Annotated in this window: 27 protein-coding genes; 24 read left to right on the top strand and 3 right to left on the bottom strand. The window is 34.6% G+C overall.

Features of this window, described 5'->3' with window-relative positions; genetic code table 11:
* The first annotated feature begins 5 nt into the window (after positions 1-5).
* From spoIIIAF to spo0A, 17 genes are all read left to right on the top strand, one after another.
* A complete protein-coding gene (gene spoIIIAF, locus KM885_RS03370) occupies positions 6-629 on the top strand; it encodes a stage III sporulation protein AF (RefSeq protein WP_047183854.1) in 624 nt (207 codons plus the stop codon).
* On the top strand, positions 626-1,264 hold the full coding sequence (gene spoIIIAG / locus KM885_RS03365) for a stage III sporulation protein AG (protein WP_047183855.1): 639 nt from the start codon (positions 626-628) through the stop codon (positions 1,262-1,264). The genes spoIIIAF and spoIIIAG overlap by 4 nt, the downstream gene beginning before the upstream one ends.
* Positions 1,265-1,278: 14 nt before the next feature.
* Positions 1,279-1,947, top strand: coding sequence for a SpoIIIAH-like family protein (locus KM885_RS03360; RefSeq protein WP_216883523.1), 669 nt, complete (start codon positions 1,279-1,281; stop codon positions 1,945-1,947).
* A 239-nt stretch (positions 1,948-2,186) separates the two neighbouring features.
* Entirely contained in the window at positions 2,187-2,699 is a 513-nt protein-coding gene (gene accB / locus KM885_RS03355) for an acetyl-CoA carboxylase biotin carboxyl carrier protein (RefSeq protein WP_060668133.1), read from the top strand.
* A 13-nt stretch (positions 2,700-2,712) separates the two neighbouring features.
* Positions 2,713-4,071: an acetyl-CoA carboxylase biotin carboxylase subunit gene (accC, locus tag KM885_RS03350; protein ID WP_216883522.1), complete on the top strand. Its 1,359-nt coding sequence runs from the start codon at positions 2,713-2,715 to the stop codon at positions 4,069-4,071.
* Between the two features lie 33 nt (positions 4,072-4,104).
* Positions 4,105-4,497 (top strand): Asp23/Gls24 family envelope stress response protein, encoded by a 393-nt coding sequence (locus KM885_RS03345; RefSeq protein WP_216883521.1) that lies wholly within the window; start codon positions 4,105-4,107, stop codon positions 4,495-4,497.
* A 118-nt stretch (positions 4,498-4,615) separates the two neighbouring features.
* Positions 4,616-4,996 (top strand): transcription antitermination factor NusB, encoded by a 381-nt coding sequence (gene nusB, locus KM885_RS03340; protein WP_216883520.1) that lies wholly within the window; start codon positions 4,616-4,618, stop codon positions 4,994-4,996.
* 18 nt (positions 4,997-5,014) lie between these two features.
* Positions 5,015-5,869, top strand: coding sequence for a bifunctional methylenetetrahydrofolate dehydrogenase/methenyltetrahydrofolate cyclohydrolase FolD (gene folD / locus KM885_RS03335; protein WP_216883519.1), 855 nt, complete (start codon positions 5,015-5,017; stop codon positions 5,867-5,869).
* Positions 5,866-7,215, top strand: coding sequence for an exodeoxyribonuclease VII large subunit (gene xseA / locus KM885_RS03330; protein ID WP_204798787.1), 1,350 nt, complete (start codon positions 5,866-5,868; stop codon positions 7,213-7,215). The genes folD and xseA overlap by 4 nt, the downstream gene beginning before the upstream one ends.
* Positions 7,208-7,438 (top strand): exodeoxyribonuclease VII small subunit, encoded by a 231-nt coding sequence (locus KM885_RS03325; protein ID WP_047183862.1) that lies wholly within the window; start codon positions 7,208-7,210, stop codon positions 7,436-7,438. The genes xseA and KM885_RS03325 overlap by 8 nt, the downstream gene beginning before the upstream one ends.
* A gap of 2 nt (positions 7,439-7,440) precedes the next feature.
* A complete protein-coding gene (locus KM885_RS03320; protein WP_047183863.1) occupies positions 7,441-8,325 on the top strand; it encodes a polyprenyl synthetase family protein in 885 nt (294 codons plus the stop codon).
* A 683-nt stretch (positions 8,326-9,008) separates the two neighbouring features.
* A complete protein-coding gene (locus tag KM885_RS03315) occupies positions 9,009-9,590 on the top strand; it encodes a hypothetical protein (protein ID WP_145523218.1) in 582 nt (193 codons plus the stop codon).
* Between the two features lie 12 nt (positions 9,591-9,602).
* Positions 9,603-10,415 carry a TlyA family RNA methyltransferase gene (locus KM885_RS03310; RefSeq protein ID WP_216883518.1) on the top strand — a complete coding sequence of 271 codons (813 nt, stop codon included), beginning with the start codon at positions 9,603-9,605 and terminating at the stop codon, positions 10,413-10,415.
* Between the two features lie 32 nt (positions 10,416-10,447).
* Positions 10,448-10,897, top strand: coding sequence for a transcriptional regulator AhrC/ArgR (gene ahrC, locus KM885_RS03305; protein ID WP_216883517.1), 450 nt, complete (start codon positions 10,448-10,450; stop codon positions 10,895-10,897).
* 21 nt (positions 10,898-10,918) lie between these two features.
* A complete protein-coding gene (recN, locus tag KM885_RS03300) occupies positions 10,919-12,628 on the top strand; it encodes a DNA repair protein RecN (protein WP_216883516.1) in 1,710 nt (569 codons plus the stop codon).
* Between the two features lie 448 nt (positions 12,629-13,076).
* The gene (gene spoIVB / locus KM885_RS03295) at positions 13,077-14,363 is read left to right on the top strand and encodes a SpoIVB peptidase (protein ID WP_216883515.1); all 1,287 of its coding nucleotides are present in this window, start codon (positions 13,077-13,079) and stop codon (positions 14,361-14,363) included.
* 213 nt (positions 14,364-14,576) lie between these two features.
* A complete protein-coding gene (spo0A, locus tag KM885_RS03290) occupies positions 14,577-15,347 on the top strand; it encodes a sporulation transcription factor Spo0A (RefSeq protein ID WP_216883514.1) in 771 nt (256 codons plus the stop codon).
* Positions 15,348-15,450: 103 nt separating this feature from the next.
* Here spo0A and KM885_RS03285 read toward each other — a convergent pair whose 3' ends face one another.
* Positions 15,451-16,797, bottom strand: coding sequence for an aspartate kinase (locus tag KM885_RS03285; RefSeq protein ID WP_216883513.1), 1,347 nt, complete (start codon positions 16,795-16,797; stop codon positions 15,451-15,453).
* A gap of 88 nt (positions 16,798-16,885) precedes the next feature.
* Positions 16,886-17,125, bottom strand: coding sequence for a DUF2627 family protein (locus tag KM885_RS03280; RefSeq protein WP_145523324.1), 240 nt, complete (start codon positions 17,123-17,125; stop codon positions 16,886-16,888).
* Between the two features lie 403 nt (positions 17,126-17,528).
* Between KM885_RS03280 and KM885_RS03275 the strand changes: the two genes are divergently transcribed.
* The 6 genes from KM885_RS03275 (at position 17,529) to KM885_RS03250 (ending at position 23,984) form a co-directional block, all read left to right on the top strand.
* Positions 17,529-18,626, top strand: coding sequence for a Glu/Leu/Phe/Val family dehydrogenase (locus KM885_RS03275; protein ID WP_145523326.1), 1,098 nt, complete (start codon positions 17,529-17,531; stop codon positions 18,624-18,626).
* A gap of 106 nt (positions 18,627-18,732) precedes the next feature.
* Positions 18,733-20,154 (top strand): dihydrolipoyl dehydrogenase, encoded by a 1,422-nt coding sequence (lpdA, locus tag KM885_RS03270; RefSeq protein WP_216883512.1) that lies wholly within the window; start codon positions 18,733-18,735, stop codon positions 20,152-20,154.
* 49 nt (positions 20,155-20,203) lie between these two features.
* A complete protein-coding gene (locus KM885_RS03265) occupies positions 20,204-21,190 on the top strand; it encodes a thiamine pyrophosphate-dependent dehydrogenase E1 component subunit alpha (protein WP_216883511.1) in 987 nt (328 codons plus the stop codon).
* 12 nt (positions 21,191-21,202) lie between these two features.
* Positions 21,203-22,186, top strand: a complete 984-nt coding sequence (locus tag KM885_RS03260) for an alpha-ketoacid dehydrogenase subunit beta (RefSeq protein WP_216883510.1) — start codon at positions 21,203-21,205, stop codon at positions 22,184-22,186.
* A gap of 16 nt (positions 22,187-22,202) precedes the next feature.
* A complete protein-coding gene (locus tag KM885_RS03255) occupies positions 22,203-23,444 on the top strand; it encodes a dihydrolipoamide acetyltransferase family protein (RefSeq protein WP_204798092.1) in 1,242 nt (413 codons plus the stop codon).
* A 108-nt stretch (positions 23,445-23,552) separates the two neighbouring features.
* On the top strand, positions 23,553-23,984 hold the full coding sequence (locus tag KM885_RS03250; RefSeq protein ID WP_047183877.1) for a BrxA/BrxB family bacilliredoxin: 432 nt from the start codon (positions 23,553-23,555) through the stop codon (positions 23,982-23,984).
* Positions 23,985-24,060: 76 nt separating this feature from the next.
* Here KM885_RS03250 and prli42 read toward each other — a convergent pair whose 3' ends face one another.
* Positions 24,061-24,201 carry a stressosome-associated protein Prli42 gene (gene prli42, locus KM885_RS18055; RefSeq protein ID WP_225344083.1) on the bottom strand — a complete coding sequence of 47 codons (141 nt, stop codon included), beginning with the start codon at positions 24,199-24,201 and terminating at the stop codon, positions 24,061-24,063.
* A 158-nt stretch (positions 24,202-24,359) separates the two neighbouring features.
* Between prli42 and KM885_RS03240 the strand changes: the two genes are divergently transcribed.
* Positions 24,360-26,012 carry an acyl-CoA mutase large subunit family protein gene (locus KM885_RS03240; RefSeq protein WP_047183878.1) on the top strand — a complete coding sequence of 551 codons (1,653 nt, stop codon included), beginning with the start codon at positions 24,360-24,362 and terminating at the stop codon, positions 26,010-26,012.
* Positions 26,013-26,019 lie beyond the last annotated feature (7 nt).

Here is a 26,019-nt window from a genome sequence, read left to right as displayed (position 1 = left end):
TAGAGATGGATATAGTAATAAACTGGGTTACGCAAATTATATTATTTATAGTTCTTGCTACCATTATTGATTTATTAATCCCAACCTCATCGATGAATAAGTATATCAAATTAGTAGTCGGTTTAATTCTTATTTTAATTTTATTAAAACCAATATTTTATGTTTTGAATATCGACATGGAAACCGCATTAAATAAGTCATTTCAACAAGTTAATGATGTTGGTGAAGATAGTGAATCTGTAAAAAATTTAATAGAATTTCAAAAAAAAGAGATACAATCCACACAAGATGCATATATTTTAGAACAAATGGCTGTCCAACTAATAGAAATTGCTGAGGATCCTATGAAAGAAAAGTATCAACAGGAAATAACGAACATTGAATTTAAATTTAATTCTAATGATAGTTATTCTTACGAGGATCTTGAAGAAGTCATTGTTTATGTAAAAGATTTAGTGGAAGAGGAGGGAGAACAGAACACAGTTGAAAATGTTGTAATTAATACAGATCATGTAGTAGAGAAAAAAGACATGGACAGGCATGATGAGGAAATTAAACAATTATTAAAAAAGGTTTGGGAACTTACTGACAAAGAGATAACAATCTACTGGGAGGGAGGCGCATCTTGAAAAAATTCTTCGAGAAATTTTTCCAGCCAAAGAGTGGAGATGGAAGTAAAAAAGTATCAAATAAATTAGGATATATTATTATTCTAGGTTTGATTGGTATACTTCTTATATTTTTAAATAATATTTTGACAACATCAAGTGAAGAAACAGAAATGGATAAATCGATAGGACAACAGCCTCAGCAAAAAAATGTAGAGGTATCCAATTCGGAAGGTAATGATCGAACTTCTGATGTTCAAGAATTAGAAAAAAGCTTTAAAGAGGATTTAGAAGAAATGCTAAATAAAATAAAAGGTGTTTCTGATGCAGAAGTTATGGTTAATCTAGCCTCTTCAAATGTCCAAGTTTTTGAAAAAAATATAATCAAAGGGCAACAAACTACGGATGAGACAGATAAAAATGGTGGATTAAGGAAAGTTGAAGATCAGACAGAAGAAACCCAGATTGTATTCGTTCGTCAGGGAGATAGAGAAGTTCCTTTACTAGTTAAGACAGAAAAACCAGAAGTAAGTGGTGTATTTGTAGTAGCAAAGGGGGCTGATCATGCGACTGTAAAAAAATGGATTGTTGAAGCAGTTTCAAGAGTACTTGATGTGCCAACACATAAGGTTTCAGTAATGCCGAAAACGAATTAAGGGGAGGAAGAATTATGTTAAAAAAACAAACAGTTTGGTTATTAACGATGTTAAGTTTAATGATTGTTTTAAGTGTGTACTATTTAATTTCACCGAATAACGATGATTTGGCATATATTGATAATGGGAAAGAATCCGCTGAACAGGCTACAGAGGATGTAACAACCGCTCAAGGCGAAGGTACAGAAGTAGATGAAATGACGAACATAGATAACAATGAACTTTTTACTAACATTCGCATGGAATTGCAAGATGAAAGAAGTATGTCTAAATCAAGACTTGAAGATGTTGTTGCATCAGGTTCCGCAAGTGTAGAGGAGAAAGATGAAGCATTAAGGGAAATCGATCAGTTAGAAAACACTTCGAAAAAAGAGAAAATTTTAGAAGAGACCATTTTAGCTTCTGAAGAGTATCAAGATGTTTTAGTACGTTCCGAAAATGATAAAGTACATGTTCATGTTCAAGCGGACGAACAACTATCTGGAACAGAAGCAAATCATATTATGAGAATGGTTTATGATGAGTTCGGTGAAATTCCTGTAGATGTTATTACTCAACCATCAGATCAAGAATTATCTAAGGAGTCAAGTGAAGAAACATCAAAAGAATCAACTAAGGAGTCAACGGAGAGTTCAACTAAAGAGACATCTAAGGAATCAACTGAACAATCGGATAAAGAATAAACATAGAAATCAGATGCTCTTTAGACAAGGCATCTGATTTTTGGTTCATTGAGTAGATACGAAATATCGTAGTTTTTCATATAATGGTAGAGTTTATGAAAGAAGATTGATATAATAATTTAGAATATTATTTATTTTATAGAAAGGTTTAATCCTTGATGTATTTTATAAAGTAATAGTAAAATGATAAGGAAGCTCTAAGACCTAATAGTAAATTTTTTTCAAAAGGGGTGCTATACATGTTAAAAATACAAGAAATTAGAGAATTAATAAAGCTTATTGATAAGTCTGATATAAGTGAATTTACGTATGAAAATGACGGTACAAGTGTAACAATGAAAAAATCCGGAAATGATTTGGTTGGAGAACAACATATTGTTGCAGAGGCTCCTAAAGAAACAGTAACAGTGTTAAACGAAGAACCAAAAGTAACTACTGTTAAGGAAGAACCAGCAAAGGTTGAAGCTGTTCAAGATAATGAAGAGTCACAAGCAGATTCTTCTTCAGATGCTAATTATGAAATTGTATCACCAATGGTAGGTACATTCTATGCCTCTTCTTCCCCAGATAGTGATGCTTATGTCTCTAAAGGAAGTACTGTTCAGAAAGATACAATTGTATGTATTGTTGAGGCAATGAAGTTATTTAATGAGATTGAAGCAGAAGTCGATGGAGAAATAGTGGAAGTACTAGTAGAAAATGGTGAACTAGTAGAATATGGACAACCATTATTTAAAGTGAAGACAAAGTAAGGGGTTGGAATAATTGATAAAAAAACTGCTAATTGCGAATAGGGGAGAAATTGCAGTTCGGATAATCCGTGCATGTAAAGAATTAGGGATCAAAACAGTTGCTGTATATTCAGAAGCGGATAAAGAAGCATTACATGTACAGTTAGCCGATGAAGCATATTGCATCGGTCCGAAATTAAGTAAGGACAGCTACCTTAACTTTACAAATATTATGAGTGTTGCTACTCTTACAGAAGTGGATGCCGTTCATCCGGGATATGGATTTCTAGCAGAAAATGCGGACTTTGCCGAGATTTGTGCAGATTGCAACATTGAATTTATTGGTCCTTCAGCAGAAGCCATCCAAAAAATGGGTATAAAAGATATCGCCAGAGATACAATGAAGAAAGCAAATGTACCAATCGTACCTGGTTCTGACGGCATAATAGAAAGTGAAGAAGAAGCATTAGAAATTGCTAATAAAATTGGGTTTCCTGTAATTATAAAAGCAACAGCCGGTGGCGGTGGAAAAGGAATCCGTGTTGCAAGATCTGAAGAAGATTTAATAAAAGGTATTCGGGTAACCCAAAAAGAAGCAGAACGAGCTTTTGGTAACCCTGGAGTTTATTTAGAAAAGTTTATTGAAGATTTCAGGCATATAGAAATACAAGTATTGGCTGATAAACATGGTAATGTCGTGCATTTAGGGGAGAGGGACTGTTCTATCCAACGTAGGCTTCAAAAATTGGTGGAAGAAAGTCCATCACCAGCACTTACCCCCGAAATCAGACAAAAAATGGGTGAAGCATCAGTGAAAGCTGCCAAAGCAGTAAACTACGTTGGTGCTGGAACCATTGAATACATTTTTGATAGAAAATCGAATGAGTTCTACTTTATGGAAATGAATACAAGAATACAAGTAGAACATCCCGTAACTGAAATGGTAACCGGAGTAGATTTGATTAAAGAACAAATCAAAGTAGCAGATAACGAGAAACTTAGTATTTCACAAGAGGATATTAAGTTAAATGGACATGCTATTGAATGTAGAATAAATGCCGAGGATCCATTTAGAAACTTTATGCCATCAGCTGGTAACATCAATATGTATTTGGCACCAGGTGGTTTAGGTGTTCGAGTGGACTCAGCAGCATATACAGGATACCAAATTCCACCTTACTATGATTCAATGATTGCGAAATTAATTGCGTATGCCCCAACACGTGAAGAAGCAATTAAACGTATGAAGCGTGCATTAGATGAATTTGTTGTTGAAGGTATTCATACTACCATTCCGTTCCATAGTTTAATTATGGAAAATGAGGTCTTTGTTAAGGGAGATTTCAATACTAATTTCTTAGAAGAAAACCCGATTCTTCAAAAAGAAAAATAGGGTCGTATTTACATACGAATTAGGAGTGATATCATGAGTGAACAGCCATTATTACATGTTAATGAGGATTCAACATTAGGGAAGATTGAGATTGCTCCAGAAGTAATAGAAGTCATTGCAGGGATTGCTGCTACAGAAGTAGATGAATTGTTTGCAATGAGGGGAAACTTTGCTTCAGGTGTTGTTGAGCGTTTAGGTAAAAGAACCCATAGTAAAGGTGTAAAGGTCGAACTAACGGAGAATGGAATTTCTATTGACCTGTATGTTATTTTGAATTTTGGAGTTTCCATTCCAAAGGTAGCCCAAAAAATTCAAACAAATATACGTGAATCATTAAAATACATGACATCTTTAGAATTGGATGAAATAAATGTTCATGTTGTTGGTATAAACATGGATGGAAATGAAGATAATGAGCAAGATTAAAATGAAGGTCCATTGACCTTCATTTTTTGTTTTAATATTGTCGCTTTCTACAGAATTCTAGCTTTGGATAGATTATCGTGTTATTATTTGTAGAGATGAAAGTAAAGGAGTTAAGCTGATGAATCGACATACAGCAAGGATAAAAGCATTTCAAATCTTGTTCCAAATGGATTTAAATGAGATGGAAATAGAAGCAGCGATTGGGTCGGTCGTAGATAATAATGAAAAAGATTTATTCCTTGAATCACTTGTTCACGGAGTAACTGATCATCAACAAGAAATTGATTCCATTATTTCCGATCACTTAGAAAAATGGACGTTAAACCGTATTGCATCTGTTGAGCGAAGTATTTTGCGTATAGCGACTTTTGAAATTAAATTTCTTGATGATATCCCAAATAGTGTTTCTATAAATGAGGCAATCGAATTGGCAAATAAATTTGGTGATGAAAAGTCGGGGAAATTTGTGAATGCTGTATTATCCAAAATTATATCTTAAAAAGGGGAAGCATACACTATGGTAGCAGAAATTATTAACGGTAAAGATTTAGCGCAAGAACTTAGAATGAGTTTGAAAGATGAAGTTACAGAATTGAAACAAAAAGGAATTAATCCGCATTTAACGGTAGTATTAGTTGGAGATAATCCTGCATCTAGATCTTATGTGAAAGGAAAAGAAAAAGCAGCAGCGGAAGTTGGGATTTCTTCCTCAGTTATTGAATTACCAGCAACTACTTCAGAAGAAGAGTTATTGGATCAAATACATAAATTAAATGAAGACAGTGTGGTAAATGGAATTTTAGTACAATTGCCTCTACCTAAACATATTAGTGAACAAAAAGTGATTGATACGATAAATCCTAATAAAGATGTCGACGGATTCCATCCAATTAATGTTGGAAAGATGATGCTTGGTGAGGATACTTTTCTACCGTGTACTCCGTATGGAATTATTACGATGTTAAAATCAAGAAATATCAATATAGAAGGTAAACATGCAGTAATCATCGGAAGAAGTAATATTGTAGGTAAGCCTGTAGGACAATTACTGTTAAACGAAAATGCAACTGTTACATATTGTCACTCACGCACAGCAAATTTAAGGGAATTAACATCTAAAGCGGATATTTTAATCGTAGCAATTGGAAGACCAAACGCCATTACAGCTGATGATATCAAAGAAGGCGCAGTTGTTATTGATGTAGGAATTAACCGTTTAGAAACAGGTAAACTAACTGGCGATGTGGATTTTAACAGTGCTGTAGAAAAAGCCTCTTACATTACACCTGTTCCTAAGGGAGTAGGACCCATGACTATTGCGATGCTGTTAAAAAATACAGTTAAAGCGGCTAAAGGATTGGAAAATCGTTGATTGACAAATATTTAACAGTTACTGCTGTAACAAAGTATATTAAGCGAAAAATGGATACAGATCCTCATCTAAAGCAAATTTTAATAAAAGGTGAAATTTCTAATTTTAAACAACACTCCCGTGGGCATATGTATATGACGATAAAGGATAGCCAAACAAAAATACAGGCAGTAATGTTTGCCGGAAATAATCGTTTTTTAAAATTTAAACCAGAAAATGGAATGAATGTATTAATAAAAGGCGAAATAAGCGTATATGAAGCTTATGGACAATATCAGCTATATATAAATCAAATGGAGCCGGATGGAATTGGATCATTATATTTAGCGTTCGAACAATTAAAGGAGAAACTTCAAAAGAAGGGATATTTTGATCCTTCCATTAAGAAAAATATTCCTCTTTACCCAGAACACATCGGGGTGATTACCTCTCCAACTGGTGCTGCAATCAGGGATATTATTACAACGTTAAGAAGAAGATATCCCATAGTAAAAATAACGGTTATACCTGTATTAGTACAAGGTCCAAATTCTCCTTACTCTATCAAACTTGCTATTGAAAAAGCTAATGAAATTGGTGGCTTTGATACGTTAATAGTTGGTAGAGGTGGAGGTTCTATTGAGGAATTGTGGAGTTTTAATGAGGAGATAGTTGCAGAGGCTATCTATCGTTCTAAGATTCCAATTATCTCTGCTGTGGGACACGAGACCGATGTCACAATAAGTGATTTTGTTGCTGATTTAAGGGCTCCTACCCCCACTGGTGCTGCAGAAATTGCTGTACAATCAGTGGCAGATTTAAAAGAAAAGCTTTTGATGTTAAAGCAGGCTCTGAATAGAGAATTGTCTAAAGAAATCTTAAATCATAAAAATCATTTAAATCGATTAATTAAGTCATATGCCTTTCGTTATCCGGAACAATTAATCAAACAAAAAGATCAGGATTTAGATGCGTTAATGGAAAGACTACAAAGGGCAATGATTAGAAAACAGGAAAATAAAAAACAAGAACTTCATCATGTAATCAGACGACTGGAAGTTCAACATCCTAAAAAACAGATAGAGCAAACGAAGAAAAAATTATTAGAATATGTAAGGCTTCAAAATGATTATATGGTAAGGAATTTTGAAAATAAAACAAATAAATGGACCAATACAGTTGAAAAATTGACATTATTAAACCCTTTACAAATTATGAAAAGGGGTTTTGCCTTGCCTTATACAGAAAATGGAGCATTAATAAAGACGATTAAACAAGTACAAAAAGATAAAAAAATCCAAGTTCGATTAAGTGATGGAAGGATTAATTGTCAGGTACTCCAATTAGAGGAGGATATAAATGAGTAAAGAAGAACTTACTTTTGAAGAAGCGATGAGTAAATTAGAACAAATTGTACAAAAGCTAGAAGAGGGTGATGTTCCTTTAGAAAAAGCAATCACCTATTATCAGGAAGGAATGAACCTTTCTAAAATTTGTAATGATAAATTAAATAATGTCCAGGAGAAAATGACACAAATTATGAATGAACAAGGGGAATTCGAACTGTTTGAAGTACAGGAGGAAGAATAAGCGTGTCAGAAAAAATAAATGACTATATTAATCGATACAGAAAGATAGTAGATAAAAAATTGGTTCATCATATAGAAAACCTTTCAATCCCCGAACAGCTAAAACAATCTATGTTATATTCGGTGGAAGCAGGCGGAAAAAGATTAAGACCGATTTTATTAATAGCTAGTTTTGAATCTTTTGCTGATGATTTTAATTATGCGATAAGTTCATGTATTGCATTAGAAATGATACATACTTATTCACTCATACACGATGATTTACCAGCAATGGATGATGATGACTATCGTAGAGGAAAACCTACGAACCATAAGGTATTTGATGAGGCTACAGCAATTTTAGCTGGAGATGCCTTGTTAACCTATAGTTTTGAATTAATTGCCGGGGATTCTTTATTAAATGATAATCAGAAAGTAGAAATAATTAAAATGCTTTCAGCTACAAGTGGCCCAAAAGGAATGGTTGCGGGACAATTCTTAGATATGGAAGCGGAGACGCGTCAAGTAACTGTGGAAGAATTGGAAAATATTCATGCATTAAAAACTGGAAAGTTATTGGAGTTTGCGATGTATGCTGGCGCATTTCTTGGTGGTGCGTCACAAACTCAATTACAACATTTAAAACATTTTGCTTATTATTTGGGATTAATTTTTCAAGTTCAAGATGACATACTAGATGTAACCGGTGATCAAGAAAAACTTGGCAAGCCTGTGGGTAGTGATGAAGGTAATGATAAAAGTACTTATCCAAAATTACTTGGTTTGGATGGTGCAATGGATAAAAAGAATGAGTATGTTGAAAAAGCATACCAGGAACTAGAAAAAGCAGAAGCTAAAAGTTCAGTATTAAAAGAGTTAACTGATTACTTTAGCAATCGTGATCACTAAGATAATCAATATAGAAAAAAAGATACTTTCCTGTTATAATATAAAATATAATTGGGATGGTGCAGTATTCTAGTCAGTCCTCCTGTTCTGAAGGCGGGCCTAAAAATTCGCCAAAGGGCACATCGATGAAGTTCCTTGTGTCGGCTTGAGGCGCCCAGCCTTGGGTCGGTGCTGGGAGTTAAGGATTTTGGGCGATCCACAAAGGCATGTGGGCGTTGACCCGATTTCCGCGGAGGCCCATCTCTGTTGTGATAACTAAGCCTAGTTATGATGATGGAATGGGGTATGAACCTGCAATACACGGTTATAAATACCTAATGTGCAGCGTAGCCTGTCTTGAGTGGTACTGAGGGGATTAGGTTAATCCGTATTAAAGCTAGGTGGCCACTAGGTTTAATACGAATGTCTATGAAATCAGTACTGCAAAAGAGACTAGGGATAGGTCAAAGACTGTTAGAGGAAATCTCCTAGACTGTTCGAATGACTTTTAGAAGGGATTATAGTGCGGACTAAGTGGTAATCCAGTCTAGTTTTTGGTGACAAGGCTAAGGTGGATTTAAAGGGGAACCGCCTTTTCACGGTGACGTGAGGTATCTGCTTGGGAAAACCTACTGGACCTAAGCCGTAGTCTTAACCTTTTAAGAGACCATTCCAGCTACATATATTTTAATTAGGGGAAAGAAATGAAATCACAAATAAAACGTTCAATTAAATTTAGTTTGACTATTGCCGTTATCACTTTTGTGTTAGCGGCAATTTTTTCCGTTGTATCTTCGTCTATTCTCAGCGAAGTTGCATGGTTCACTGGTATATTTATCGTTTTGATCATTATTCTTATTGGTGTCATTTTTGATATGTTTGGTATAGCTGCAACAGCTGCTGATGAACGACCGTTTCATGCAATGGCTGCAGAGAAGGTGCCCGGTTCTAAAGAAGCTGTTTATTTAGTAAGAAATGCAGATCGATTTGCAAGCTTTTGTAATGATGTGATTGGTGATATTTCGGGAATTGTTAGTGGTACTGCGTCAGCAATAGTAGTGTTACAAATCGCTTCCTTGCTGAATCAAACAGACGGTTCACCTAGCCAATTAGCTTTGTCAACTTTATTAACTAGCTTAGTTGCTGCCGTAACCGTTGGAGGAAAAGCTCTAGGAAAAACAGTGGCAATAAACGGTTCAACACAAATTATATTTATAGTTGGAAAAATTATATTTTTTATTGAAAATAAATTAAAAATAAAAGTATTGCCAAAAAATAAAAGATAAAAGGGTGTACGAATGGGTAAAAAAAGACTCGACGAATTATTAGTGGAAAAGCAATTAGTGGAAAGCACGGATAAGGCTAAACGTATCATTATGGCTGGTTTAGTTTTTTCTGGTCCAAACCGTCTCGATAAACCCGGTATGCTGATAAAAGAAGATGTTCCCTTATTTATTAAAGAAAAACAAATTCCATATGTTAGTCGTGGTGGATTGAAATTAGAAAAGGCTTTAACTTATTTCCAAATTTCAGCTGAAGGAAAGATTTTAATTGATATCGGATCTTCAACTGGCGGTTTTACGGATTGTGCTTTACAAAATGGCGCATTATTAAGTTATGCAATAGATGTTGGATATAACCAATTAGACTGGAAAATTAGAAATGATAAACGTGTGGTTGTAATGGAGAGGACAAATTTTCGTTACGTTACGTCAGAAATGCTAGATAAAGGAAAGCCTAACTTAGCATCCATTGATGTGTCATTTATTTCACTTAGACAAATACTTCCAGTACTTAAAGGGTTATTAGAAGAAAACAGTAATGTCGTTGCCTTAATTAAACCTCAGTTTGAGGCCAAAAGAGAGCAGGTTGGTGCAAAAGGAATTGTTCGTGATAAATCCGTTCATTATGAGGTGATCAAGAACATTACGGAATTTGCCCAAAATGAAGGCTACGAATTAATGAATGTAACTTTTTCTCCAATTACAGGTGGAGAAGGGAATATCGAATTTCTCGCTCATCTAGGTTGGAAGAAAAATAATTCTCAGATATCCTCTCTTAATATTGAAGAAATTGTGGAAGAAGCCCATATAGCACTATATAAAAAGTAATGGTATTTTCATGAAATAAGGAGAAGTAGTTAATGAGTAAAATTCAACGGCATTTAAAAATTCGAGAATTAATAACAGAGAATGAAATTGAGACACAAGATGATTTAGTTGATCGGTTAAAAGCTCTAGATTTTAATGTGACTCAGGCTACAGTTTCTAGAGATATCAAGGAATTGCAACTCGTGAAAGTCCCAACAAGTAACGGGAGATACGCCTACAGCCTTCCTGCAGATCAAAGGTATAACCCACTTGAAAAATTAAAAAGAATGATTATTGATGTTTTCGTTAAAATTGATTCTGCAAGTCATTTTATTGTATTAAAAACATTGCCAGGAAACGCCCACTCCATTGGTGTTTTAGTTGATAATTTGGATTGGGACGAAATAATGGGTACCATTTGTGGAGACGATACATGTTTAATTATTTGTAGGACAGAAGCAGAGTCTGAGGAAATTAAAAATCGATTAATTAATATGCTTTAAAGCATTATGGGGTGATTTTGTTTGTTAACAGAGTTATCAATACGTGACTTTGCAATTATAGAAGAAATTTCTATTACCTTTACGGAAGGTTTAACCGTATTAACCGGAGAGACTGGAGCAGGAAAATCCATTATTATTGATGCAATCCAGTTATTAGCTGGTGGTCGAGGTTCTGTTGAGTTTGTTAGGCACGGTTCAAAAAAAAGTGAAATAGAAGGGTTATTTATTATTGATAATCATGCCCATCCAATTTATGACGTTGCGAAACAATTTGGTGTCGATATACAAGATGGGCAAATTGTTTTAGAAAGAACAATTACAGCTTCTGGTAAAAGTATTTGCCGTGTAAATAGTAAGTTAGTGACCCTTGCGATTTTAAAAGAATTTGGTCAAAAGTTAATTGATATACACAGTCAACACGAGACTCAGGTGTTAATGGACGCCGATAACCATTTGGATTTTCTTGATATGTATGAACCAAATTTGATTAAGAAAGCAAAGGAAGAATACACGATACTGTTTGAACGGCTAACAACTTTGAAAAATAGATACAAACAATTAAATGAAAATGAACAAGAAATGGCTCATCGTCTCGATCTTTTGGAATTTCAAAAAAATGAAATTGAACAAGCGAATTTAGTACCGAATGAGGATCATGAATTAGAAGAGGAACGCAATAGCCTAGTTAATTTTGAGAAAATTTATTCGTCATTAACGAATGCTTATAATGCTTTGTACGGTGAGGGAAGGGCGCTAGACTGGTTAAACAAAGCACTTGTTTCCATGGAAGAAAATCTTAAAGTCGATCCTTTTATTCAAGAAAATTCCGAGAAGCTTGCTAATCATTATTATACCTTGGAAGATTTTGCTTATGAATTAAGAAATAGATTAGATTCTTTACAATTCAATCCAGAAAGATTAAATGAAATTGAATCAAGGTTAAATGAAATAAACCGATTAAAAAAGAAGTATGGTGGAAGTGTAAATGAAGTCATAGAGTATCTTGCGAAGGTCGAGGAAGAAATTGAGGAATTAACAAATAAAGATACACATCTTACTTCCTTGTTAATGCAAATTGAAGAACTGGAAAAGGATGCATTATTAGAGGCGAAGCAATTACATGATATTCGAAAAAAATTAGCCGATCAATTAACAAAAGCGGTAGAAAGTGAATTTAAAGATTTATATTTAGAAAAGGCTTCTTTTTCCATTGCTTTTAGTTTAGACGAAGATCAGAATCAAAATCCGAAGTTACATAAAAATGGCTTTGATAAAATACAGTTTTTAATTTCAACTAACCCTGGAGAACCTTTAAAGGTGTTGAACAAAGTGGCTTCTGGTGGCGAATTATCCCGAATTATGTTAGTCCTTAAAAAATTATTTGCAAAGCATCAAGGGGTGACTAGTGTTATTTTTGATGAAGTTGATACAGGAGTTAGTGGCAGAGTTGCGCAAGCGATGGCTGAGAAAATTCATCAAATATCACATGACTCTCAAGTTCTTTGCATTACACATTTACCACAAGTTGCTGCAATGGCTGATACACATAAGTTTATTAAGAAAGAAGAAAAATACAATCGAACGGTTTCGACAGTTAAAGAACTAACTATGGATGAACAAATTAATGAATTAAGCAGAATGATAACCGGAACAAAGCTAACGGATACAGCGAAAGAGCATGCAAAGGAATTATTGGACTTAGCATCCAATTTTAAACAAACAATTAGTTGAATATTTATCCAATAAAAGTCAGAAACTAAATCATCTGGCTTTTTTATTTTATATCAATTAATTTTGTCCCACCTAAATGGGCAGTAAGATTCCCACACAAGCTTCTAGGGAACAAAGAAGGTAGGTGGAAGATCAACTGCCCGGAAAAGTCCGATAAGTGTGACTAACCATCAGTGGGGGAGAAAGAAAACCCCCGCTGACGGAAGTCTTCTTTATTACCTCATCATAATTAAATCCTAAATATGAATAAATAACCAAGGAAATTTATACTAAAACCTTGCATGAAAGACTTATACTCCTTTTTATACATTTTTTTAAGGTAAAGATAGACATCTTTTCTTAAGTTTCTCCAGTTTAAAACCGACGTCATAGGGTCAAATTAAATATACAGATATAAATTGAAAAGAAGTAATGGTCTGGGTGGTTAGAGTTAAGGAGAGTGAACCAAATGAAAATACCTAAATTAAATACAGTAAGGCAATTGATAGGTGTTATACTCCTTTTGGTTTTTGTTACATTTCCTTTCATAACCCCTATAAACAAATATTTTTCAATTCCTAGTGAAGTAGTAACTTTAAATAATGAAAATCCAATTGAATTACCACAGGTTGGAGAAAACGTAACGGTATCCGCAAATAGTGATCATGTTGAAGCAATTGATAATTCCATGTTCTATGCTGGTGACTCTGGATCAAGTGAATTAGTTTATGAAGTGAATGGTTTCCCGATTAAAAAAGTGAACCTTTCGGTATTAGAGGATATACAAGTCATACCTGGAGGTCAATCGATAGGTGTACAATTACAAACACGCGGAGTTTTAGTAGTTGGACATCATCTCGTCAATACAAAAGACAAAACAGTTTCACCAGGGGAAGAAGCAGAGATAAATGTTGGTGATGTTATTGTTAAAATTAATGATAATCCAATTAAAGAGATGAATGAAATTAAAGATTATGTAGTCGAAGCAGGGGAAAAGAATAAAGATTTAAATATTACAGTAAAAAGGGGTAAAGAATTTATTGAAACGAAACTAGAGCCAATTCTTGATGATAAAGAAAATGAATATAAAATTGGATTGTATATAAGGGATTCAGCCGCTGGTATTGGAACAATGACTTTTTTTGAGCCACAATCTAAGAAATACGGTGCTTTAGGCCATATTATTTCAGATATGGATACAAAAAAACCAGTAGAAATTAATGATGGAACCATTGTTCGATCGTCAGTTACCTCCATCGAAAAAGGAAATAACGGAATTCCCGGAGAAAAACAAGCAAAATTTTCATCTAACCAAAATGTCATTGGGAACATTACTAAAAATAGTCCTTTTGGTATTTTTGGTAAATTAAATGAAGATATAAAAAATGGTAAATACGATAAACCAATGCCAATAGCTTTATCACATGAAGTAAAAGAAGGACCAGCGAAGATTTTAACAGTAGTCGATGGAGAAAAGGTAGAAGAGTATGATATTGAAATTATTAGCAGTGTACCTCAAAAATACCCTGCTACAAAAGGCATGGTTATCCAAATAACAGATGAAAAACTGTTAGAAAAAACAGGCGGAATTGTTCAAGGAATGAGTGGTAGTCCAATTATTCAAGATGGAAAAGTTATCGGTGCAGTTACCCATGTTTTTGTAAATGATCCAACTAGTGGTTACGGTGTCCATATAGAATGGATGTTGCAAGATGCGGGTATAGATATATACGATAATAAAAAAGAGGCTAGTTAAAGAAAAGTGATTTGTTATGACGTTCATAACAAATCACTTTTTATGTTGAATATTTTTCGACATTTAATGTCGTAAAAGAGAGAAAAACAAAGAAATATTGAGGAAAAGTAATAAAACAGAAACTTTTTAAATAAATAAAAGGATATTTAGATCTTTTGTAGAATATCATAAAAAGGAAAAGTATTCGTACATATATTAAAGGAGGAGCTTTTGTTGAAAAAGATAAAAGTGGGATTAGTAGATGATAATAGAGAATTAATACAAATGATGGAAGATTATTTTGATGCACAAGATGATATTGAAATAATTGGAACTGCACATAATGGAAAGGATTGTTTAAATCTTTTAGACGAAATTGAACCAGATGTATTAGTGTTAGATATTATTATGCCGCATATTGATGGCTTAGCGGTTTTAAATACAATAAGAGAAAGAGGATTGAAGTCTAACGTAATTATGTTGACAGCTTTTGGTCAAGAGGAAGTGATGAAAAAAGCCGTTGATTTAGGAGCATCTTATTTTATTTTAAAACCATTTGATCTCGATCACTTGGCTGATCAAATTAGACAGGTTGAGGGTAAACAAATTATACAATCAAATGTAAAAACATCAATAAAGAAAGAGAAGAAACATGATTTAGAAGCAAGTATTACAAATATTATCCATGAAATAGGCGTGCCTGCACACATTAAAGGCTATATGTACCTTCGTGAGGCCATTACAATGGTTTATAATGATATTGAACTACTTGGTTCGATTACCAAAGTATTATATCCAGCTATAGCTAAGAAATTTAATACAACTTCTTCAAGAGTTGAAAGAGCGATTCGACATGCAATTGAGGTGGCATGGAGCAGAGGGAATATTGACTCCATTTCCAAACTATTTGGATATACCATCAATATCTCTAAAGCAAAACCGACTAATTCCGAGTTTATTGCTATGGTAGCCGATCGTTTACGTTTAGAGCATAAGGCCAGCTAATAAAATAAATAAAAAATTGGCATTCGCTTAAATTTGGCGAATGCCTTACAAAATAAAAAATCACTGTACATGTTACCCAAACTATTATGGGAACAACATTTTATTACTCAAAGAATGCTTGGTATAAAGAACGAATAGCTTTATCCATGTCAACTGCTTGAATACCAAACATCATGGAAACTTCTGAAGAACCTTGGTTGATCATCTCAATATTAACATTTGCATTATAGAATGCAGAAGTTGCGCGATGAGCGACGCCGACTGTTTTAACTAACCCTTCACCGACAATCATTACTACTGCGATACCTCTTTGAAGACTAACTGTATCAGGATGAAGTTCATCATTAATACGCTTTATAACTAGCTCTTCTTTTTCAGGAGTTAATCGGTGTTCTCTTATGATAACGGACATATCATCAATTCCAGATGGCGCGTGTTCAAATGATATACCTTCGTCCTCTAGAATATGTAAAAGCTTACGACCAAAACCAATTTCTCTGTTCATTAGATACTTGCTTACGTAAAGGCTACAGAATCCAGTATCACTAGCAATACCCGATACACATTTATCATTTACTTCTCTTTCGGCTAGAATTAATGTGCCTTTTGCATCTGGATTATTTGTATTCTTAATACAAACAGGAATTTTAGCTTTAATAGCTGGAATCAATGCTTCATCATGGAAAACAGAAAATCCGGCATAAGACAATTCTCGCATTTCCTTATAAGTTAATTCTGTAATTTCTTTCGGGTTATCAACAATATTTGGATTGACTGTATAAACAGAATTCACATCTGTAAAGTTTTCGTATAGACTAGCCTGTACTCCAGCTGCTACAATCGATCCTGTAATATCGGATCCCCCTCTTGAGAAAGTAACGAGTTTTCCTTTATTGGTATAACCAAAAAATCCCGGTATAACGATGATACCTTCCTGTTCTCGCAATGAATACATTTTCGGAAAGCTCTCAGGTAATATTTGTGCATTTCCAGGTTCATCACTTACGATAATACCGGCTTGTTTCGGGTTCATGTAATTTGCCGTTAATCCAATATCAGATAAATAAGCACTTATAATCTTTGCGTTATTATTTTCACCAATCGCTTTAACAGAATCCATTTTCACATCATTAGAAACATTTTCGGAGAGTGTTTGTTTAATGGACCTTTCAATTTCTTCAAGTAATGATGAGGAAAGATTTAATTCATCAATAATATCCTTAAATCGTTTTAAAACGATGGAATAGTAATCTTCATAATTTTCATCATTGATATAGGCAGTTCCCATATTGATAAGCATATCTGTCATTTTGAAATCGTTACTATCGCGTTTACCTGGAGCAGAAACAACAATAAATTTTCTCTCCGGATCGCTTTTAATGATTTCGGCAACCTTTTTGATTTGAGTTGCGTTTGCTACGGAGCTACCTCCGAATTTTGCTACTTTCATACTTTATCCCCCTGATCTGGTTGATTATTCTATATAATAACACAATTTTTTTATTAATCTAATAGAAAATTAAAAAATAGATATATTTTTATTCACTTTTTTTCTCGTCGGGAATTGCACGATATTTGTTTTTTTTGTCTCGATAAATAATAAATCCTCCTATAAAAGCAAAACCTAATACAAAAAGTATAAATCCAATAAAAAATTGAAACCCAGCGTTTAGCAAGAAAGGATAGTATTCTGCAAAAATGGAATCTCTCATTAATTTAATTCCAAAAACAGATACTAATCCGGGAGCTAAAAGCAATAATAGCGCTAAAATTCTCATATATTTTACCCCTCTATATTATTTCATATATAGTATAGCAGACATGCTCAATAAAGTTGTAATCGACAAGTTAAAAAGGGTGATAAATCAAAAAGTTTAGTGAAAATGACACTTCGGTACTAAGGACCTTCGACTAAGTTCAGTCACGTCTTTGAAAACGATAAGACGTTGCGCATTTAGCCGACCTTGGCCCTTTTCATCCTCCTTTTTGAACATGTATAAAAGTCTATTATAACTAAATAATCTAATTTTTTTATCGTTTTATTAATAATAAATTAACTTTTAATGATATAATTAATAAATCTGCAGATATTTAAACAATTTAATACAATAGGGCATAAATAGCCAATACTATTTACAGCCATTTGGCTAAAATTACCAAAGTTAATTGGAGTGATTACTTATGTCAATATTCGTTGAAATGGAAAAATATGATTATGAACAGGTTTTATTTTGCCAAGATAAAAATTCAGGTTTAAAGGCAATTATTGCTTTACATGATACAACGCTTGGACCTGCATTAGGCGGTACACGTATGTGGACTTACGCCACAGAAGAGGCTGCAGTAGAGGATGCATTAAGACTTGCGAAAGGTATGACATACAAAAACGCTGCTGCGGGTTTAGATTTAGGCGGTGGTAAAACAGTTATAATTGGTGATCCTAGAAAAGATAAAAATCCAGAGCTATTTCGTGCATTTGGCCGTTACATTCAAAGTTTAAATGGACGTTACATCACAGCAGAGGATGTAGGTACAACTGTTGAAGATATGGACCTTATTCATTTAGAAACAGATTATGTAACAGGAATTTCACCAGAATTCGGTTCATCCGGTAACCCATCACCAGTAACTGCCTATGGTGTATATATGGGGATGAAAGCTGCAGCAAAGGAAGCATTTGGAAGTGATTCATTAGAAGGTAAAACAGTGGCTGTTCAAGGTGTTGGTAATGTTGCTTACTCTTTATGTGAACATCTTTATAAAGAAGGGGCAAAAATAATTGTTACAGATATCAATGAACAAGCAGTAAAACGCGCTGCTGAAGCATTTAAAGCAACAGCGATAGATCCAGACGATATTTATGATGTCGATTGTGATATTTATGCTCCTTGTGCATTAGGTGCAACGATTAACGATGAAACGATTCATCGAATAAAAGCTAAAGTCATCGCAGGTTCTGCCAATAATCAATTAAAATTACCAAAGCATGGCGATATGTTACATGAAAAAGGAATCGTTTATGCTCCTGATTATATTATTAATGCTGGCGGTGTCATTAACGTAGCAGATGAATTAAATGGATATAATCGAAATCGAGTAATGAAAAAGGTTGAAATCATTTACCATAACATTAACCGTATTTTTGAAATATCCAAGAAATCAGACATCCCTACATATGTAGCAGCGGATCGTATGGCAGAAGAAAGAATTGCATCCGTTCGCGCTTCAAGAAATCAATTTTTAACCAATGGACACCACGCTTTAAGTAGGAGAAAGTAAGATTTTTGGCAGATAAGAAAATAAAAGCTTTCTTATCCCGTATAAGTGTAACTAAGGCGTACGCTAAGCTAATAGCGAACGCCAAGTTTTCGAAAGGGTTGATAGGATGTCTAACGAATATGATGTTGTTATTCTTGGTGGCGGCACCGGAGGATATGTTGCAGCAATCAGGGCGAGTCAACTTGGGATGAAGGTGGCCATTGTTGAAAGAGAAAAACTTGGTGGTACATGTTTACACCGTGGTTGTATTCCTACAAAAGCATTATTAAGAAGTGCAGAAGTTTATCAGCAGACTAAAAGAGCTAGTGAGTTTGGAATCGAAACGGAGAATACTACTTTTAGTTTTTGGAAGGTTCAAGAGAGAAAGAGCTCTATTATTGATAAGTTACACACTGGTGTAAAAAGTTTAATGAAAAAAAATAAAATAGATGTCTATCATGGTTTTGGTCGAATCTTAGGACCAAGTATTTTTTCACCCTTACCAGGAACTATTTCTATTGAATATAAAGATGGTTCGGAAAATACGATTCTTATACCAAAGTATGTCATTATTGCAACAGGATCGAAACCGAAGATGTTACCGGGACTAAATAATGATGGGGATCAGGTTCTTAATTCAGATGAAATATTATCAATGGATCAATTACCGAAGTCGATCATTATTGTTGGTGCAGGTGTCATAGGTGTGGAATGGGCTTCTATGTTAAGTGATTTTAATGTTCATGTTACATTGGTGGAATATTTAGATCGTATTTTACCAAATGAAGATGACGAAATTGCTAAAGAAGTAGAAAAAAGGTTAAGTAAAAAAGGTGTTACTATTTTAAAAGAAACGAAAATACTTCCAGAAACATTAGAAAAAAATAAAGACATCAAGATTATGGCAGAACAAAATGGGGAAAAAATTTCATTAGAAGCTGAAAAAATATTAGTTTCTGTAGGTAGAACAGCAAATATTAAAAATATTGGTTTAGAAAACACGGGAATAGCTATTGAAAATAGTTATATCCAAACGAATAAATTTTATCAAACGGAAGAATCTCATATATATGCAATTGGCGATGTTATTGGTGGATTGCAATTAGCGCATGTAGCATCTCATGAAGGAATCGTTGCTATCGATCATATTGCTAATAAACAACCTTTACCAATTAACTATGAACAAGTTCCTTCCTGTGTATATTCAAACCCAGAAGTGGCTAGTATTGGACTGACAGAAAGGGAAGCTAGAGATAAAGGTTTTGATATTAAAGTTGGAAAATTCCCGTTCTCAGCGGTTGGTAAGGCACTTGTTTATGGTGATACAGATGGATTTACCAAAATTATCTCAGATAAAGAAACAAATGATATATTAGGTATTCATTTAGTGGGTCCACATGTGACAGATTTAATTTCAGAAGCTAGCTTAGCTAAAATACTAGATGCAACCGCGTGGGAAATCGGTCAAACGATACACCCGCATCCTACTTTGTCTGAGGTAATTGGTGAAGCAGCATTAGCTGTAGATGGTTTTCAAATTCATAGTTAGGGTACATGAATGTTGGCGTAAGTTGTAATAGAAACGGGGGGACATTTTGATGGCGAACCGACATACTAAGTTAGGATTGTCAGATCAAGAAGTTCTAGATATTTATAAATCGATGTTACTTGCAAGGAAAGTTGATGAAAGAATGTGGTTATTAAATCGATCGGGAAAGATCCCATTTACCATTTCCTGCCAAGGACAAGAAGCAGCTCAAGTTGGGGCTTCTTTTGCCTTGAATAAGGAAAAAGATTATGTTGCTCCATATTACCGGGATCTAGGGATTGTGTTATCGTTTGGCATGACAGTAAGGGATATCATGTTATTCGCATTCGCGAAAGCAGAAGACCCGAATTCTGGTGGAAGACAGATGCCTGGTCATTTTGGACAAAAGAAAAACAGAATTATTACCGGATCCTCACCAGTAACGACCCAAGTTCCTCATGCAGTAGGATTTGCTTTAGCGGCAAAAATGGAAAAGAAAGATTTTGTTTCATTTGTTACTTTAGGAGAAGGCTCCTCAAACCAAGGTGATTTTCATGAGGGATTAAATTTCGCTGGTGTTCATAAACTCCCAGTTATTACAATGGTAGAAAATAATCAATACGCTATTTCGGTTCCTCTCCATAAACAAATAGCAAGTAAAAATGTATCAGTAAGGTCTGTCAGTTATGGAATGGAAGGTATCACTGTAGATGGTAATGATCCACTTGCTGTATATGAAGCTGTTAGAGATGCTAGAGCAAGGGCAATAGCTGGAGAAGGCGGTACATTAATTGAGGCAGTATCGTACCGCTTTACAGCACATTCTAGTGATGATGATGATAATTACAGAGAGAAGGAAGAAATAGAGCAGGCGAAGAAACAAGATGCAATTGTACTATTTGCTAATTATCTTCGGGAAGAAAAGATTTTAACGGTAGAGTTAGAAAAAAAGATGACAGCAGAAATTAACTCGATCGTTAATGAAGCTACTGATTATGCAGAAGAAGCGCCGTATTCGATGCCTGAAGATACTCTCAAATACGTTTATGAGGACTAGGAGGGGGAAAACATGCCAATAATGTCTTATATCCAAGCTATAACTTTAGCTTTAAGAGAAGAAATGTTACGTGATGATAAGGTCTTTATTCTAGGTGAGGATGTTGGGAAAAAAGGTGGTGTTTTCCGAGCAACTGATGGGCTCTATGATGAGTTTGGTGAGTATCGTGTGTTAGATACCCCCTTAGCAGAATCAGCAATAGCTGGGGTCGGTATTGGTGCGGCAATGTATGGGATGCGTCCGGTAGCTGAAATGCAGTTTGCGGATTTTATTTTACCAGCAGTAAATCAAATTATTTCAGAAGCTGCTAAAACGAGATATCGTTCGAATAATGATTGGAGTGTACCAATAACGATACGAGCACCGTATGGTGGTGGAGTTCATGGGGCACTTTATCATTCCCAATCGGTGGAAGCTATATTTGCAAATCAACCAGGCTTGAAGATTGTCATGCCATCTGGTCCTTATGATGCAAAAGGATTATTAAAAGCGGCTATTCGTGATAATGATCCTGTCTTATTTTTTGAACATAAACGTGCATATCGTTTGTTAAAAGAAGAAGTACCGGATGATGATTATGTACTTCCAATTGGAAAAGCTGATATCAAACGTGAAGGTACGGATATTACAGTCATAACCTATGGATTATGTGTCCATTTTGCCCTGCAAGCTGCAGAAAAGCTTGCAGAAGAAGGAATAAGTACCCATATTCTTGATTTACGTACGGTCTATCCTTTAGATAAGGAGTCCATTATTAAAGCAGCTAGTAAAACAGGAAAAGTTCTCTTAATAACGGAAGATAATTTGGAAGGTAGCATTATAGGAGAAGTAGCTGCAATCATTGCCGAAAATTGTTTATTCGATCTTGATGCTCCAATAATGCGGCTAGCAGGACCAGATGTACCAGCAATGCCATATGCTCCAACTATGGAAAAATATTTTATGGTAAATCCAGATAAATGTGAAAAGGCTATGCGTGAGTTGGCCGAGTTTTGAGTGGAGGAGTGTAATAATGGCTTTAGAAAAAATAACGATGCCACAATTAGGTGAAAGTGTTACGGAAGGTACGGTTAGTAATTGGTTAGTTAAAGTTGGAGAAGAAGTAAATAAGTATGATCCAATTGCTGAAGTGCTTACGGATAAAGTAAATGCGGAGGTTCCTTCTTCTTTTACAGGTGAAATTAAAGAACTAGTTGTAAAAGAGGGAGAAACCATTGCTGTTGGCGAAGTAATGTGTACGATTGAAGTAGAAGAAATGAATAAAAAATCAACTCAACAGGCTATAGCTGAAGAGGAAATCCCTGAAATTAAGAATGAATCTAATCAAGAATCTATGAAAAAGAGATATTCCCCAGCAGTATTACGACTTGCCCAGGAAAATGATATTGATTTAGAACAGATTACTGGATCAGGAAAAGGTGGAAGAATTACTCGAAAAGATGTCGAGAAAGTTATTCAAAACGGGGGCCTTCCACAAATGGGTCATGTATCCCAGCCAAAATCCACTATTACTTCAGCACTATTAAATACTTCAACTAATTTAAAGATAAATGAAGGTGACATAGAGATTCCGGTAACAGGAATTAGAAAAACTATAGCGCAAAACATGGTACGTTCAAAACATGAAATACCACATGCGTGGATGACCATTGAAGTAGATGTAACGGAATTAGTTAGTTATCGAAATAAAATTAAAGGGGATTTTCAAGATAAAGAAGGATTTAAACTAACCTATTTTCCATTTTTTGTTAAGGCAGTATCAGAAGCTTTAAAAAAATTCCCACAAGTTAATAGTACATGGCAAAATGATAAAATCATCCAAAGGAAAGATATAAATCTTTCTATAGCAGTAGCCGTGGAGGATCAATTATTTGTTCCTGTAATAAAGAATGCAGATGAAAAGAGTATTAAAGGAATAGCTAAAGATATTCATGATTTGGCAACAAAAGCTAGAAATCATAGTTTGTCTGTAAAAGATTTGGAAGGTGGAACTTTTACTATTAACAATACAGGAATTTTCGGTTCTATTCATTCAATGGGGATTATCAATCATCCACAAGCTGCTATCCTGCAAGTAGAATCTATTGTGAAGCGTCCAGTGATTATAAATAATATGTTCGCAGCACGTGATATCGTTAATTTATGTTTATCGCTTGACCACCGTATTCTCGATGGACTTGTTTGTGGAAGATTTCTAGCTTTTATAAAGGAACGACTGGAAAATATGAACGAAGATAATATCAATATATATTAGGCGCTATTTAATATTCCCTCCTTTAAAGTCTTAATTCATTGAAATTACACTTCAAAGTTGGTAATCTAAATATATGAAACACTTTATTATAAAGGAGTAGGATACGATATGGATTTTAATCTATTTATGAATGACGTAGTTAATGCAGCGCGTGAAGATATAATTGAAGCAGGCTATCAAGAATTAAAAACTCCTGAAGAAGTGGACGCTTCACTAACGAAAGAAGGAACAACCCTAGTGATGATTAATTCTACTTGTGGTTGTGCTGGAGGGGTAGCTCGTCCTGCAGCAAGAAATGCAATTCATTATGATAAAAGACCGGATCACTTAGTAACCGTCTTTGCCGGTCAGGACCCTGAGGCAACAGAAAAGGCAAGAGAGTACTTTGAAGGCTATCCACCATCTTCTCCATCATTTGCTTTATTAAAAGACGGAAAGATTTTAAAAATGGTAGAACGTCATGATATTGAAGGACACAGTCCAATGGAGGTAACAAATAAACTCCAACAATTATTTGACGAATATTGTGAAGAAGTGTAATTTTCAACAAGAGGCTGTTCTTATATAAGGCGGCCTCTTTTATCATAAAAAACCGACTCAATTCTCTTTGGCCGGTTTAGAAATTTATAAAGTATGCTAATCCTGCAGTTATACTAGATAACACCATAGCAATAATCATAATATAAACAATAATTTTTTGCCGTCTTTGACGTTTCGATTTTCCCCGAGAAGTACTATTTTTTATGTTTGTTGCCAAGTCCAAATCCTCCTTTTCATTTAAACTGACTATAAATATTCTAACGTGAAATAAACAATTGGACAAGTGTAAAAGATTTTGGTAGACATATTCCAAAAAATATCTGAAAATAGACTATATGGTTATAATTTCATAAATTACAAATGGGGGTATTGCATATGGAGTTAGATTCCAAAGACTTAAATGCAAAAGAAAGATGGGAGAAAGCCGTATCAAAGGCTACTTCACGTTTTCCAGAAAGAAAAGAAACCTTTACAACTTCTTCAAATATAAAGGTAGATCGACTATATCAACCAAAGGGAGAAGAAGTAAATAAGGAATTAGGATATCCAGGAGAATTTCCGTACACAAGAGGAATTCAGCCAACGATGTACCGTAGTAGATTTTGGACGATGCGACAATATGCAGGATTCGGTTCAGCTGAAGAAACAAATAAACGTTTTCGTTACTTGCTTGAACAGGGGCAGACTGGTCTATCCGTTGCATTTGATTTACCAACACAAATAGGCTATGACTCTGATGATGTCATGTCTGAGGGAGAAGTTGGTAAAGTCGGGGTTGCTATTGATACATTAGAAGATATGGAAAAATTATTAGATGGAATTCCATTAGACAAGGTAAGTACATCCATGACAATTAATGCGCCTGCATCTATTTTATTGTGTATGTATCTTGCTGTAGGGGAAAAGCAAGGAGTACCATTTGAGAAAATTACTGGGACGATTCAAAATGATATCTTAAAAGAATATATCGCTAGAGGAACATACATTTTCCCTCCAAAGCCTTCTATGCGATTAATTACGAATATTTTTGAATTCTGTAACCAATATGTGCCGAAATTCAATACGATTAGTATCTCTGGATATCATATTAGAGAAGCTGGATCCAATGCAGTTCAAGAAGTAGCGTTCACCATTGCTAACGGTATGGCTTATGTAGATGCTGCAATTGAATCTGGATTAAAAGTAGATGACTTTGCACCACGATTAGCATTCTTCTTTAATGCACATAATAATTTTTTTGAAGAAGTAGCTAAGTTCCGTGCTGCTAGAAGAATTTGGGCAAAGATAATGAAAGAACATTATCAGGCAAAAGATCCAAAAAGTTGGAAATTAAGATTCCACACTCAAACAGGTGGTTCGACATTAACTGCACAGCAACCTGATAATAATATCGTAAGGGTAGCAATGCAAGCGCTGTCAGCGGTGTTGGGTGGAACGCAAAGCTTGCATACAAATTCTCGAGATGAGGCGCTATCATTACCGACAGAAGATTCTGCTAGAATTGCATTACGAACGCAGCAGATTATTGCTTATGAAAGCGGTGTAGCTGATACGATTGATCCATTAGCTGGATCCTATTATGTTGAAAATTTAACCGATGAAATAGAGAAAAAAGTTAATAACTATTTAGATAGAATAAAAGAAATAGGCGGGGCCGTACAGGCAGTAGAAGAAGGGTATATGCAAAGAGAAATTCACCATAATGCTTATGAGATTCAAAAAAATATCGAAAAAGAAGAAGAAATTATAGTTGGATTAAATAAATTTACATTAGATGAGGAAGTTGAACCAGACCTCATGAAAGTGGATGAGGCATTAGAAAAAGGCCAAATTAAATCATTGACAAGGATTAAAGAGAAAAGAGATAACGAAAAGGTTGCAAGTGCTCTAGCCGCACTAAGCGAAAACGCTAAAAATGAACGTGCAAATTTATTACCTTTTATTTTGGATGCAGTAAGAGTATATGCTTCTGTTGGAGAAATTTGTAACGTATTACGCGAAGAGTTCGGTGAATATCAGGGAGTTTAATAAGGGG

Source organism: Oceanobacillus caeni (assembly GCF_019037185.1).
Classification (GTDB): domain Bacteria; phylum Bacillota; class Bacilli; order Bacillales; family Amphibacillaceae; genus Oceanobacillus; species Oceanobacillus caeni.
This window is presented reverse-complemented; position numbering and strand designations above follow the sequence as displayed.